This is a genomic window from Actinoallomurus sp. CA-142502, assembly GCF_050936355.1.
GTDB lineage: Bacteria > Actinomycetota > Actinomycetes > Streptosporangiales > Streptosporangiaceae > Actinoallomurus > Actinoallomurus iriomotensis.
The window spans coordinates 4,032,366-4,044,689 of sequence record NZ_JBNJMY010000001.1 but is presented as its reverse complement, the minus strand read 5'-3'; the positions used below and the strand labels follow the sequence as shown (position 1 = coordinate 4,044,689).

Sequence of the window (12,324 nt, the reverse complement as noted above, 5' to 3'; positions counted from 1 at the left end):
TGTGGGGCGTCCACGACGCCGCCGACGGCGGTCACGAACGAGCCGCGGCGCATTGAGAACACGGAAGGCGCCGAATGACGGGAAACACACGAACCTCGCGCGCCCGATGGAGCGGAGTGGGGAATCTGAAATGGCGCGTGAATCCGATAAGGCCCGGATGCGGCCGTTAGCCGGATCGAGGGTTACTCTCCTGCACGGGGCATCGCACCAACCAGCCCAAAAGACGTACTGTCGGTGCAACACAACAACATGAACAAACCGGATGGAGCTCCCCATCCGCATCCGTGTGCGACGGGGCCGGGCCGACGCGGACCGGCGGCGGGCCGCGTGGCCGGACGGATGGCCCGAGGAGGGGTTAGTGGCAGTCAGCACACACGGTGACGTCGGACGGGGGCTGGAAGGCCTCGCGAAGATCTCGGGCCGGATCTCCGGGGCCATCGAGTCCGTCATCGAGGGCAAGCCGGATGTGGTGCGGCTCGCGCTCACCGTTCTTCTCGCCGAGGGCCACCTGCTCATCGAGGACGTGCCCGGCGTCGGCAAGACGATGCTCGCCAAGGCGCTCGCCCGCTCCATCGACTGCTCGGTGCGGCGCATCCAGTTCACCCCCGACCTGCTGCCGAGCGACATCACCGGCGTGAGCGCCTACAACCAGGAGCGACGGGAGTTCGAGTTCAAGCCGGGTCCGGTGTTCGCCAACATCGTGGTGGGCGACGAGATCAACCGCGCCTCCCCCAAGACGCAGTCCGCGCTCCTGGAGTGCATGGAGGAGCGCCAGGTCACCGTGGACGGCCACACGTACGGTCTGGACGGGCCGTTCATGGTCATCGCGACCCAGAACCCGGTCGAGATGGAGGGCACCTACCCGCTCCCGGAGGCCCAGCGCGACCGCTTCACCGCCCGCATCTCGATGGGCTACCCCGCGCCCGGCGCGGAACTGGAGATGCTCGACGTGCACGGCCGGACCTCTCCGCTGGAGGACCTGTCCCCGGTGGCGCGGGCCGGTGACGTACGGGAGCTGATCGAGCTCGTCCGCAATGTGCACGTCTCCACCTCCGTGCGCAACTACGCCATCGCCCTGGTCACCGCCACCCGTGAGCACCCCGAGCTGCGCCTCGGCGCCTCGCCGCGGGCGACGCTTCACCTCGTACGGGCCGCTCGCGCGTACGCGGCGCTGGAGGACCGGGACTACGTCCTGCCCGACGACCTGCAGTACCTGGCCGGGCCGGTGCTCGCTCACCGGCTCCTGCCGACCGCCGAGGCCCAGGTCGAACGCCGTCTGCCCGAACACGTGGTCGCCGAGCTGGTCGCCCACGTGCCGGTGCCCGACCCCCGGCGCTAGTGGACGTGCCGACGAGCCGCGGCACCGGGGGCGCGGGGCCGTTCCGGCCGTGGCGCGCCGTCCGCAGGGCGCTCGGTTCGCTGACCACTCGCGGCCGGTCGTTCGTCGCTGCGGGCATCACCGCGATCGCCTGCGCGTTCATCCTGGGCGAGCGCGACCTGCTGCGGGCGGGCGTGCTCATCCTCGCGCTGCCCCTGCTGTCGGGGGTGGTCGTGTCGCGGACGCGCTACCGGCTCTCGTGCACGCGCCGCGCCGAGCCGTCACGGCTGCCCGTGGGGCACGAGGCCCAGGTCGGCGTCGTCCTGCAGAACATCTCGCGGCTGCCGACGGGCATCCTGCTCGTGGAGGACCAGGTCCCGTACACGCTCGGCGACCGCGCGCGCTTCGTCGTCGACCGGATCGAGCCCGGCGGCGGGCGGGAGATGGTCTACCGGATCCGCCCGGACGTACGGGGCCGCTACCAGGTCGGGCCGCTGCTGGTACGGCTCGCCGACCCGTTCGGCCTGGTGGAGCTGGCCCGGTCGTTCACGACCTCCAACCGGCTGACGGTCACGCCGCCGATCGTGCCGCTGCCGCACGGCCGGCTGACCGGCTCGTGGACGGGCGGCGGCGAGAGCCGGGCCCGGACGATCTCCACCGCGGGAGAGGACGACGTCGCGCCGCGGGAGTACCGCCACGGCGACGACCTGCGGCGGGTGCACTGGCGCTCGACGGCCCGGCGCGGCGAGCTGATGGTCCGGCGCGAGGAACAGCAGTGGCAGAGCCGCGGCACCCTCTTCCTCGACACCCGCCGGATCGCGCACTGGGGCGACGGGGCCTCTTCCTCCTTCGAGCAGGCGGTGTCGGTCGCCGCCTCGATCGGCGTGCAGCTCGGGCGCGAGGGACTCGGCCTGCGGTACGTCACGGACGAGGGCGAGACGTTCTCCCCCACCACCGCCTTCGAAGGCGCGCTGCTGGACTCGCTGGCGGTCGCCCGCACCTCCACCGGCCGGTCGCTGCGGACCGGCCTGGCCGCGCTGCGCACGACGGCGCGCGACGGCGACGGCCTGGTCGTGGGCGTCTTCGGCCGGCTGACCGCCGAGGACGTGCAGGACGTGGCCCGGTCCCGGCAGGGCACCGCCACGTGCGTCGCGGTGCTGGTCGGGGACGAGGAGCACGCGGCGGCACGGGCGGCCTCGGTGCTGCGCGCGGCGGGCTGGCGGGTCCTGACGGTCGACTCGGCGGCCTCCCTGCCGGCCGCGTGGGCCGGAGCGGACCAGGCGTCGGAGAACTCGCGGCTGCGGGCGGTACGGGACCGCGCGGGCGCCGGGCCGGCCACGCCGGCGAACGGCTCGGCGGCCGACGTGAACGGGGCCGGTACGGACGGAGCGGGCCGGGGAGTCCAGGGAGTCCAGGGAGAAACGCCATGAGGCTGCGGCTGACGATCGTGGCGTGTGTGGCCACGCTGCTGGGGACGGTCGGGCTCTACCCGCTGTACGAGTCCGGCGGATGGTTCGGCACCGGGTGCGGCGCGATCCTGGTGGTGGGGGTCGCCGGGGCGCTCACCCGGCGGTTCCGCGTGGCGGCCGCACTGTGCCCGCTGATCGGGCTGGCCGCCCTGTTCCTCTACCTCACCGTGCGGTTCGCCGCCGGGCAGGCGCTGCTCGCCGTCGTCCCGACGCCCTCCTCCACGGCGCGGCTCGGCCGGCTGCTCGGCGAGGGCTGGCACGACGCGAACGCCTACGCGGCGCCGGTGCCGATGCTGCCCGCCATCAACATGCTCACGAGCACGGGCATCGGACTGGTCGCCGTCCTCATCGACTTCCTGGCGGTGCGCGCACGCCGGGCGGCGCTCGCGGGGCTCCCGCTCCTGGCGATCTACAGTGTGCCGGCGGCGGTGCGCCAGCAGACGGCCGGCTGGCTGGCGTTCCTGCTGAGCGCGGGCGGGTACCTCGGGCTCCTGGTCTCGGACGCCCGGGACCAGCTCGCCGGCTGGGGCCGGGCGGTGTTCACCGCCCGCTGGTCGGCGGCCGTCCCCGCCGGCGAACGGCCGGACTCCAGCCCGCTCGCGGCCGCCGGGCGCCGCATCGGGCTGGCCGCGGTGGCGGTCGCGATCGTGCTGCCGTTCGCGGTGCCCGGCATCGAACCGCGCGGGCTGCTCGGCATCGGCGGGAACGGCGGCTCCGGATCCGGGAAGGGCTCCGGCTCGATCACCGGCCTGGACGCCCTGAACCCGCTCGTGAGCGTACGGCGCCAGCTCGTACGCGAGGGGGACGCCGAGGTGCTGAAGTACCGCACCACGGACGGCGGCGCACCGGACTACCTGCGGATGTACTCCCTCGACCGGTTCAACGGCGAGACGTGGTCGATCGGGCCGCTGCGCGCCGGGCAGGACGGGCGGGTGGCGGACAAGGAGCTGCCCGCCGAACCGGGCACGGCCGCCATCCCCGCGCGTGCGGTGACCACGAACATCAGCATCGACTCGCGGGTGCACGGGCTGGACGTGCTGCCGATGCCGTACCCGCCCACCAAGGTGAACATCAAGGGCGACTGGCGGGTCGACCCCCGGTCGCTGACGGTGTTCTCCACGCACGACTCGGCGGGCGGCCGGTCGTACACGGTGACGAGCATCCGCCCCGAGCCGACGTACCAGGAGCTGGTGACCGAGGCCGCCCCACCGGACTCGATCACCTCGCGGTACCTGGCGGTGCCCGACTCGGTCGGCGACGACGTCGCCAAGCTGGCCGCCCAGCTGACCGCGGGCGCGTCGACGCCGTACGAGCAGGCGGTCAAGCTGCAGGACTGGTTCACCAAGCCGGGGAACTTCACCTACAGCCTCACCACGCCTCCGCCGCGGCGCGGTAACGCGCTGCGGGACTTCCTGTTCACCTCCCGTACGGGGTACTGCGAGCAGTTCGCCTCGTCGATGGCGGTGCTGGCCCGCATTCTCGGCATCCCGGCTCGCGTCGGCATGGGGTACACCGCCGGCACCCAGCAGTCGAACGGCGAGTGGTTGGTGCGCACGAAGGACGCCCACGCGTGGCCGGAGCTGTACTTCACCGGCGTCGGCTGGCTGCGGTTCGAGCCCACGCCCGGTGGCGACGGCGGGCAGGGCAGCGCCACCGTGCCGTCGTACACGGCCCCGCAGCTGCTGCCCGGCGCGCCGGGCAGCGACCCGGAGACCCAGCTGCCGACGACCGGCTCGGGCTCGGGGTCCGCCCCATCGTCCGCGCCGACCGTCCCGCGGCACCGCACCGACACTCTGGCCGACTCGCGCGCGGCGCCGGGCGCCGTACCGGAGTCGCACACGTCGCAGCTGCCGGTCACGTGGCTGCTGATCGGTCTGGTGGTGCTGCTCCTGCTGCTGACCCCGGTCACCCTGCGCGCGCTCACCCGCGCGCGCCGGTGGCGCCGGGCGAAGACCGACGTCGCGGTGGCCCACGCCGCCTGGGACGAACTGCGCGCGGACGCGGCCGACCACCGGCTCCGGTGGCCGGCGAGCGAGACACCACGCGCGACGGGCCGGCGGCTGACCGAGACCCTCGCGCTGGAGGGGGCCGCGGCGGAGGCCCTGACGCGACTGGCACGGGCGGAGGAGCGGGCGCGCTACGCGCCGTCGACCGAGCCCCTGGCGACGCCCCGCGAGGATGTGCGCCTGCTGCGGGCGGCGCTCCGCGCCCGGGCGAGCCGGCGGGTGCGGTGGCGCGCCCGCCTGTTCCCGCCGTCGGTCACCATGAGCCTGCGGAGCGCGGGCACCCGGATCATGGACGTCTTCGAGTGGCTGGATGTGGCCACACCGCGCCGCCGCCGTCCGACCTGAGGGCCACAGGGGCTGACGGCTCGCCGCCCCTCACCACGAACGACCTCACCCGTGGGCTCGCAGGCCTCAACCCCGGGGCGTGACGGGCGCGTCCGGGTCAAGTGAGGCCCCGGTCAGGGGCCTTCGTGGCGGCGGCGCCAGCGCTCCTCCATCCGTTCCATGAAGCTCGACTTCGGCCCGCGGGACGGCTTGGGCGATCGTTTCCGGGGGTCGGGCTCGGCGCCGATGCCGGTCATGCGCTTCCAGCTCGTCAGGCCCCAGGCGCAGCAGAAGACCATGAGGAGGAAGCCGGCGACGCTGATCACGATGCTGATCGGCATCGTGTTCAGGATCGGCCCCGCCATCACCACGATCAGGCCGAGTACGAAGCCGATCGCGGCCTTCCAGATCCTGCGCTTGTAGTGGACCTTCGGATCGGTCGAGCGGACCGCGGAAACGAACTTCGGGTCCTCGGCATACAGCGCACGCTCGATCTGGTCGAGCTGGCGCTGCTCGTGGTCAGAGAGCGGCACGGCGCCTCCCAAGGACAGCCCCGCGAAGGGTATACCCACGCCGGACGGAGACATGGCTATCGGTGATATGCCCAGAATACGAGCCGCAACGACCGTGGGAAAGAAAACGCTCCCGCGTGTACGCGCCGATCGCCGAGTCAATCAGCATGTTCACCGCACGTGGTCGCATTGGCCACACCGTCCTCACTTGTCACGAGGCGACTCCTTACCGTAGTACGCCCTGCGCTCGCCGTCCGGGCGCACCAGCGCGGCGGGGCGTACGGCTCCGGTGCCGAACCGACGGGCCGCGAGGTCCATGACCTGCTCGGCCTCGCGCCAGCCCGTCTCCGGCTCGTCCAGTGTGAGCTGGCGGGTGGCGTCATCGGCGGCAATGAGATTTTCGACACGTACCCCGACGAGCCGCAGCGGAATGTGCTCCAACCCGGACGCCTCGTACAGCGTGCACGCCGTGGCGTAGATCTCACGCGCCAGGTCGGTCGGCTCGTGCAGGGTGCGGGCGCGGCTGATCGTGGTGAAGTCGGCCCGCCGGAGCTTGACCGCGACCGTACGGCCGACGTGGCCGGCGCCGCGCAGGCGCGCCCCCACCCGGTCGGACAGGCGCAGCAGCTCGCGCCGGATGGTCTCGGGGTCGGCGATGTCGACGTCGAAGGTCTCCTCCGCCCCGATGCTCTTGTCCTTGGCCGCGGAGACGACGGAGCGTTCGTCCCGGCCCCACGCGAGGTGGTGCAGGTGCTCCCCGGCCGCCTCGCCGACCTCGCGCCGGAGGGTGTCGAGCGGGGTCGCGGCCAGGTCGCCGACCGTGTGCAGGCCCAGGCGCAGCAGGATCTGCTCGGTACGCTCGCCCACGCCCCACAGCGCGGCGACGGGAAGCGGGTGCAGGAACTCCACGACGCCGTCGGCGGGCACGACGAGCAGGCCGTCGGGCTTGCACCGCGTCGAGGCCAGCTTGGCGACGAACTTGGTGCTCGCGACGCCGACCGAGCAGGTGATGCCCTGCTGCTCGGCGACCTGCCGGCGGATCAGCCGACCGATCTCGGCGGGCCGGCCGAGGCGGCGGAGCGCGCCGGTGACGTCGAGGAACGCCTCGTCGAGGGCGAGCGGCTCGACCAGCGGCGTGATGGAGCGGAAGATCTCCATGACTCCCGCCGAGACCGCGGCGTACTTGTCGTGCCGGGGCGGCAGGACGACCGCCTGCGGGCACAGCCGCCGGGCCCGGCTCATCGGCATCGCCGAGTGCACGCCGTACTTGCGCGCCTCGTACGACGCGGCGGCCACGACGCCGCGCCCGCCGGCGCCGCCGACGACCACGGGACGGCCGCGGAGCTCGGGGCGTTCGAGCAGCTCGACGCTCACGAAGAAGGCGTCCATGTCGACGTGCAGGATGCCGCAGCCGGTGTCGTCGCCCGGCGGCCCGGCCGGCGGCCCCGGCCGGTGCAGCTGCTGCTTGCGGCTCACCTCGGTGTCCGACCGCGCACGGGAACCACGGGGTGGCCCGTCACCGTCGCCGGGCGAGGGCGTGGAGCTGGGTGGCCACGTCCTTCAGCACCGGATGCATCGCGACCGCCCGCTCCAGGGCGAGGAGGTCTTCGGCCGCGCCGCGCTCGCCGTCGATCAGGCCGCTCGGCACCAGGTCGGTGAAGACGCGGACGCCGTGCACCTCGCCGACGCCCAGGCCGGAGCCCGCGATGAGCTCGGCCAGCATGCCGGAGGTGAACCTCCGGGGCATCGGGTCGTGCTCGCCCCACCGGCCCTGCGCGCTGGACAACAGCCGCCGCGCGTCGTCGAACCGGCCCGCGAGCGCCCGGTGCAGCACGGCGGCGACCTGGTTGGCCGCCAGCACGCTCACCGCGCCTCCGGGCCGTACGGTGCGGGCGATGGAGGCCATCGCCGCGGCCGGGTCGTCGACGTATTCGAGCACGCTGTGGCACAGCACGAGGTCGGCGCTGTCGGGACCGACCGTCTCCAGCAGCCCGTCGGCGTCGCCCTGCAGCGCGCGGACCCGCACGCCCGCCTCGGCGGCGCGGCGCTCCAGCCCGGCGAGGGCGTCGGGGCTGGAGTCGACGACGGTGACGTGGTGGCCCAGCTCGGCGAGCGGCACGGCCAGCCCGCCGGTGCCTCCCCCGGCGTCGAGCACGTCGAGGGCGGTCCGGCCGGACGCCTTGGCGCTGTCGTCGAGGACCTCGCGCAGAATCTCCCAGACGACGCCGCGCGCCGGACGCGTCCGCGGACGCTCGTTCACCGTGCCTCCCACCATGCCGGGCGGCACGGACGGACCCCAGGTGCACGGGCGCCTGCGCGGACGGTGGCCCCCAGCCTCTTTCGCCTCACAACGCCCAGCTTAAACGCCTACAACGACAATGACGGCTTGAGTTCGAGCAGGCGCGACAGCAGTCCGTTGACGAATCGGGGCGACTCGTCGGTGGACAGCTCGGTGGCCAGGGCCACCGCCTCGCTGATCGCCACGCCGTCGGGCACCTCGTCGTTCCAGAGCAGCTCGAAGGCGCCCAGCCGCAGGATGTTGCGGTCGACCATCGGCATGCGGTCGAGGGTCCAGCCGACGGAGTACGTCGCGATCAGCTCGTCGATGCGCTCACGGTGCTGGGCCACGCCCTCGACCAGGCGTCCGAGGAACGCCTGTTCGGCGAGCGGCTGGCTCGCGTCGGCGGCGCGCCGGGCGAGCACGTCGGCCGGCGGATCGCCGCGGACCTCGGCCTCGTACAGGATCTCCAGCGCTCGCCTGCGGGCCTTGCTGCGTGCGGCCACGGTCAGCCGCGGCCCAGGTAGTCGCCCGACCGGGTGTCGACCTTGATCTTCTCGCCGGTCGTGATGAACAGCGGGACCTGGATGACCGCGCCGGTCTCGACCGTGGCCGGCTTGGTGCCGCCGGTGGAGCGGTCGCCCTGCAGGCCCGGCTCGGTCTCGGTCACCTCGAGGACGACCGCGGCGGGCAGCTCGATGTAGAGCGGCGTGTCGTTGTTGAACGCGATCACGGCGTTCTGCTCGGGCAGCAGGTAGTCGGCCGCGTCACCCACGGTGGCGCCGGGGATGTGCGGCTGGTCGTAGGTCTCGGTGTCCATGAAGACGAAGTCCTCGCCCTCGCGGTAGAGGTACTGCATCTCCCGCTTGTCGACGTTGGCCACGTCGACCTTCGTGCCGGCGTTGAAGGTCTTGTCGACGACCTTCCCGGAAAGGACGTTCTTGAGCTTGGTGCGGACGAACGCGCCGCCCTTGCCTGGCTTGACGTGCTGGAACTCCGTGACGGTCCACAGCTGGCCGTCGAGATTCAGCGTCATGCCGTTCTTGAGGTCGTTCGTCGTCGCCACGTGCGATGTTCTCCTGCGTCGGCGGCCTGCCGCGTCTAGATGACGAGCAGTTCCTTGGTCGTCTTGGTGAGCAGCTCCGCGCCGTCCGTACGGACGACCAGAGTGTCTTCGATGCGCACTCCGCCGCGCCCCGCGAGGTAGACGCCGGGCTCGACGGTGATCGGAACTCGATCCGTCAGTTTACCGGTCTTGTCGTACCCGAGGAGCGGTGCCTCGTGGATCTCCAGTCCGACACCGTGCCCGAGGCCGTGCGGGAAGTCGTCGACGTGCCCGGCGGCGTCGATGACGTCGCGCGACGCGGCGTCGACGTCCTTGGTGGCGGCCTCCGGGACCGCGGCCTCGACGCCCGCGCGTTGCGCGGCCGCGACCAGGTCGTAGATCTCCCGCAGCGCGCCCGCGGCGGATCCGATGGCGACGGTGCGCGTCATGTCGGCGTGGTAGCCGCCGTACAGCGCGCCGAAGTCCATGGTGACGAAGTCGCCGGACTCGATCACGCGGGCGCCGGGCACGTGGTGCGGGATCGCGCCGTTCGGCCCGCTCGCCACGATGGAGGCGAATGCGGGCCGCTCCGCGCCGAGGTCGACCATCGACCGCTCCAGCGCGACGGCGATCTCCCGCTCGGTGCGGCCGGGCCGGATGAACGGCAGCACCGCGTCGAACGCGCGGTCGGTGATCGCGCAGGCCTCGCGCAGCAGCGCGATCTCGTCCTCGTCCTTGATCTGGCGCAGCTCCTCGACGGCGCGGCCCAGCGGAACCAGCTCGACGCCCTCGAGCTTCGCGGCGAGCTCCCGGTGCGCCTCCACGGTCACGTCGTGTGCCTCGAAGGCGAGCCGCCCGGACGCGCGTGAGCCCAGCGCGCCGGCGGTGTCGCGGTCGACGACGCACTCCAGCTCCGGGCACACGCGCGCCGCGGTACCCGCGTAGCGCCCGTCGGTGCCGAGCACCGCGGTGCCGTCGGCGCCCACGAGGAGAGCGGCGTTGGAGCTGGCCAGACCGGACAGGTAACGGACGTTGACCAGCCGGGTGACCAGGGCGAAGTCGGCTCCCTGGTCGGCCACGAGCGCGGCCAGGCGCGCGCGGCGTGTCTCATGGATCCCGGGCATGCCCCGACTGTACGCGCCGGCGCGCCCGGCGGCACACCGGGCCGGGCGGTCGCTCAGACGGAGGCCGCCAGGTCACGCACCTTCTCGATCAGTTTGACGCGCTCCGCGTGGTCGCCGGCGATCGGCGTGACGTTGAGCGTCGTGACGCCCGACTCCTTCAGCGCCACGAGCCGGTCGCGCACGAAGCCCTCGGTGCCGATCAGCGAGGTCTTCTGCAGCAGCTCGTACGGGACCTTCTCGGCGGCCTCCTGCTTCTTGCCGTCGAGATAGAGGTCCTGGATCTCCTCGGCCTCCCGCTCGTAGCCGTAGCGGCAGGCGAGGTCGTTGTAGAAGTTGCGGCCCTTGGCGCCCATGCCGCCGATGTAGAGGGCGGCCATGGGGCGGCCGAAGTCGAGGTAGCCCTCGACGTCGTCGCCGATCGCCAGGGGCGCCTGCGCGACGACGTCCAGCTCGCCGAGCGCGGGGTCGCGCTTGGCCTTGCCCTTGGCCAGGGCCTCGCCCCACACGCGGTCCGCCTTCTCCGGGACGTAGAAGATCGGCTCCCAGCCCTCGGCCAGCTCGGCGGTCATCTCGACGTTCTTGGGGCCGAGCGACGCGATGATGATCGGGATGCGCTCGCGCACGGGATGGTTGATCAGCTTCAGTGGCTTGCCGAGGCCGGTGCCCTGATCGGCGGGGAGCGGCAGCTTGTAGTACCGGCCGTCGTAGGACAGGCGCTCGCGGCGCCACACCGCGCGGCAGATCTCGATGATCTCCCGGGTGCGGCCGACGGGCGCGTGGTACGGCACGCCGTGCCAGCCCTCGATGACCTGCGGGCCCGACGCGCCGATACCCAGCACGAACCGGCCGTCGGAGACGTAGTCCAGGCCGGCGGCGGTCATCGCGGTCAGGGTCGGGGTACGCGAGTAGATCTGGAGGATGCCCGAGGCGATCTGCAGCCGCTCCGTACGCGCGGCGATGAAGCCGAGCTGGCTCACGGCGTCGTAGCTGTACGCCTCCGGCACGAACACGATGTCGAGCCCGGCCTTCTCGTAGTCGGCGAGCTCATCGACGGTCTCCCTGAAGCCCCCCGCGTAGTTGAGGGACATCCCGATACGCATGCCGCGGCACCTCTCAGCCGTTCCGTCCAAAAACCGAATCAGGTTCAGTAATAGCGTAGTCAGGCCGGCCTGAACACCATGCAGGTGCTCGTGCCGTGGGCGACCAGGCGGCCCTCCTCGTCCGTGACGCGCCCCTCGGTGGTGGCGATCCGGCCGCCCAGGTGGATCGTGGTGCCCTCGCAGCGGAGCCCGACGCCGTCGAGCCGTACGGGACGCACGAAGTTCACCTTCAACTCCAGCGTCGTGTAACCCGCGCCGTCGGGCAGCGAGGTGTGCACGGCGCAGCCCATCGCCGAGTCGAGCAGGGTGCTGCACACGCCGCCGTGCAGCGTGCCCAGCGGGTTGCCGAAGTCGGGCCGGGTCCGCAGCGTGAACACCACCCGCCCGGGTTCGAGCGTCTCGACCGTCATGCCGAGCAGCGACCCGATGCCCGTCACCCGCCCGTCCAGCAACGCCTTCAGCTGATCAAGTCCGGTCGGCACGGCATCCTCCTCTATGACGGTCGGCATAGTGAGGCTCTTCTATGATGGACGTCATAGTCAAGGTGGTGAACGTCTCATGGCCTCCGACTCCCGGGAGCGGATGGTGCGCAGCGCGGCCTACCTGCTGCGCGAACACGGCTACAGCGGCACGGCGTTCAGCGACGTCATCGCGCACAGCGGGGCGCCGCGCGGCTCGATCTACCACCACTTCCCCGGCGGCAAGGAGCAGCTCGCCGAGGAGGCCGTACGGTACGCGGGCGACTTCGTGGCCGCCGGCGTCCGCGCCGCCACCCGCGACGACGACCCGGTGGCGGCGGTCCGGGCGTTCAGCGGCTGGTGGCGTCGCGTGCTGGTGGACAGCGACTTCCGCGCGGGCTGCCCGATCGTCGCGGTGATCACGGAGTCGCGGCTCGCCGACGCCGCGGCGGCGGCGTTCCGGCGCTGGCAGGACGCGCTGGCGGCCGGCCTGGTCTCCGCGGGGGCGACGCCCGAACGCGCCGCGCGGGTCGCGACGCTGGTCACCGCCTCGGCCGAGGGCGCGACCCTGCTGTGCCGGGCGCGCCGTTCGCTAGAGCCGTTCGACGACGTGGTGGCGGAACTGGAGGACCTCATCGCCTCGGCGTGCGAGAAGGGGTGAGAGCGGGGCGGGCCCCTGAGATCATGCGC

At 72.6% G+C, this 12,324-nt stretch carries 12 protein-coding genes; 4 read left to right on the top strand and 8 right to left on the bottom strand.

The window, feature by feature from the left end; translation table 11 throughout:
* The first annotated feature begins 358 nt into the window (after nucleotides 1-358).
* Genes ACQEV1_RS19590 through ACQEV1_RS19580 form a run of 3 tightly spaced genes read left to right on the top strand, consistent with a single transcriptional unit; the run spans nucleotide 359 to nucleotide 5,138 of the window.
* The gene (locus ACQEV1_RS19590; RefSeq protein ID WP_285566556.1) at nucleotides 359-1,339 is read left to right on the top strand and encodes an AAA family ATPase; all 981 of its coding nucleotides are present in this window, start codon (nucleotides 359-361) and stop codon (nucleotides 1,337-1,339) included.
* 5 nt (nucleotides 1,340-1,344) lie between these two features.
* Nucleotides 1,345-2,748: a DUF58 domain-containing protein gene (locus ACQEV1_RS19585; protein ID WP_433395046.1), complete on the top strand. Its 1,404-nt coding sequence runs from the start codon at nucleotides 1,345-1,347 to the stop codon at nucleotides 2,746-2,748.
* On the top strand, nucleotides 2,745-5,138 hold the full coding sequence (locus ACQEV1_RS19580; protein ID WP_433395044.1) for a transglutaminaseTgpA domain-containing protein: 2,394 nt from the start codon (nucleotides 2,745-2,747) through the stop codon (nucleotides 5,136-5,138). The genes ACQEV1_RS19585 and ACQEV1_RS19580 overlap by 4 nt, the downstream gene beginning before the upstream one ends.
* Nucleotides 5,139-5,251: 113 nt before the next feature.
* Here the strand turns inward: ACQEV1_RS19580 and ACQEV1_RS19575 are convergent, their stop codons facing one another.
* The 8 genes from ACQEV1_RS19575 to ACQEV1_RS19540 all read right to left on the bottom strand — a co-directional run bounded on the left by ACQEV1_RS19575 (nucleotide 5,252) and on the right by ACQEV1_RS19540 (nucleotide 11,658).
* Complete coding sequence (locus ACQEV1_RS19575; RefSeq protein ID WP_285567190.1) at nucleotides 5,252-5,650, bottom strand: DUF3040 domain-containing protein; 399 nt, start codon at nucleotides 5,648-5,650, stop codon at nucleotides 5,252-5,254.
* 183 nt (nucleotides 5,651-5,833) lie between these two features.
* The gene (locus tag ACQEV1_RS19570; protein WP_433395042.1) at nucleotides 5,834-7,105 is read right to left on the bottom strand and encodes a DNA polymerase IV; all 1,272 of its coding nucleotides are present in this window, start codon (nucleotides 7,103-7,105) and stop codon (nucleotides 5,834-5,836) included.
* A 40-nt stretch (nucleotides 7,106-7,145) separates the two neighbouring features.
* Nucleotides 7,146-7,904 (bottom strand): methyltransferase domain-containing protein, encoded by a 759-nt coding sequence (locus tag ACQEV1_RS19565; RefSeq protein ID WP_432705541.1) that lies wholly within the window; start codon nucleotides 7,902-7,904, stop codon nucleotides 7,146-7,148.
* A gap of 92 nt (nucleotides 7,905-7,996) precedes the next feature.
* Nucleotides 7,997-8,413, bottom strand: coding sequence for a transcription antitermination factor NusB (nusB, locus tag ACQEV1_RS19560; protein WP_285616872.1), 417 nt, complete (start codon nucleotides 8,411-8,413; stop codon nucleotides 7,997-7,999).
* Between the two features lie 2 nt (nucleotides 8,414-8,415).
* Complete coding sequence (efp, locus tag ACQEV1_RS19555; protein ID WP_285566569.1) at nucleotides 8,416-8,973, bottom strand: elongation factor P; 558 nt, start codon at nucleotides 8,971-8,973, stop codon at nucleotides 8,416-8,418.
* A 35-nt stretch (nucleotides 8,974-9,008) separates the two neighbouring features.
* Nucleotides 9,009-10,076 (bottom strand): M24 family metallopeptidase, encoded by a 1,068-nt coding sequence (locus ACQEV1_RS19550; protein ID WP_433395039.1) that lies wholly within the window; start codon nucleotides 10,074-10,076, stop codon nucleotides 9,009-9,011.
* 53 nt (nucleotides 10,077-10,129) lie between these two features.
* Nucleotides 10,130-11,176, bottom strand: a complete 1,047-nt coding sequence (locus ACQEV1_RS19545) for an LLM class F420-dependent oxidoreductase (RefSeq protein WP_285566573.1) — start codon at nucleotides 11,174-11,176, stop codon at nucleotides 10,130-10,132.
* 59 nt (nucleotides 11,177-11,235) lie between these two features.
* Complete coding sequence (locus tag ACQEV1_RS19540; RefSeq protein ID WP_285616874.1) at nucleotides 11,236-11,658, bottom strand: PaaI family thioesterase; 423 nt, start codon at nucleotides 11,656-11,658, stop codon at nucleotides 11,236-11,238.
* 76 nt (nucleotides 11,659-11,734) lie between these two features.
* On the opposite strand from ACQEV1_RS19540, the gene ACQEV1_RS19535 reads away from it, so the two are divergent.
* A complete protein-coding gene (locus ACQEV1_RS19535) occupies nucleotides 11,735-12,295 on the top strand; it encodes a TetR/AcrR family transcriptional regulator (RefSeq protein ID WP_433395036.1) in 561 nt (186 codons plus the stop codon).
* The last annotated feature ends 29 nt before the right edge of the window (nucleotides 12,296-12,324 follow it).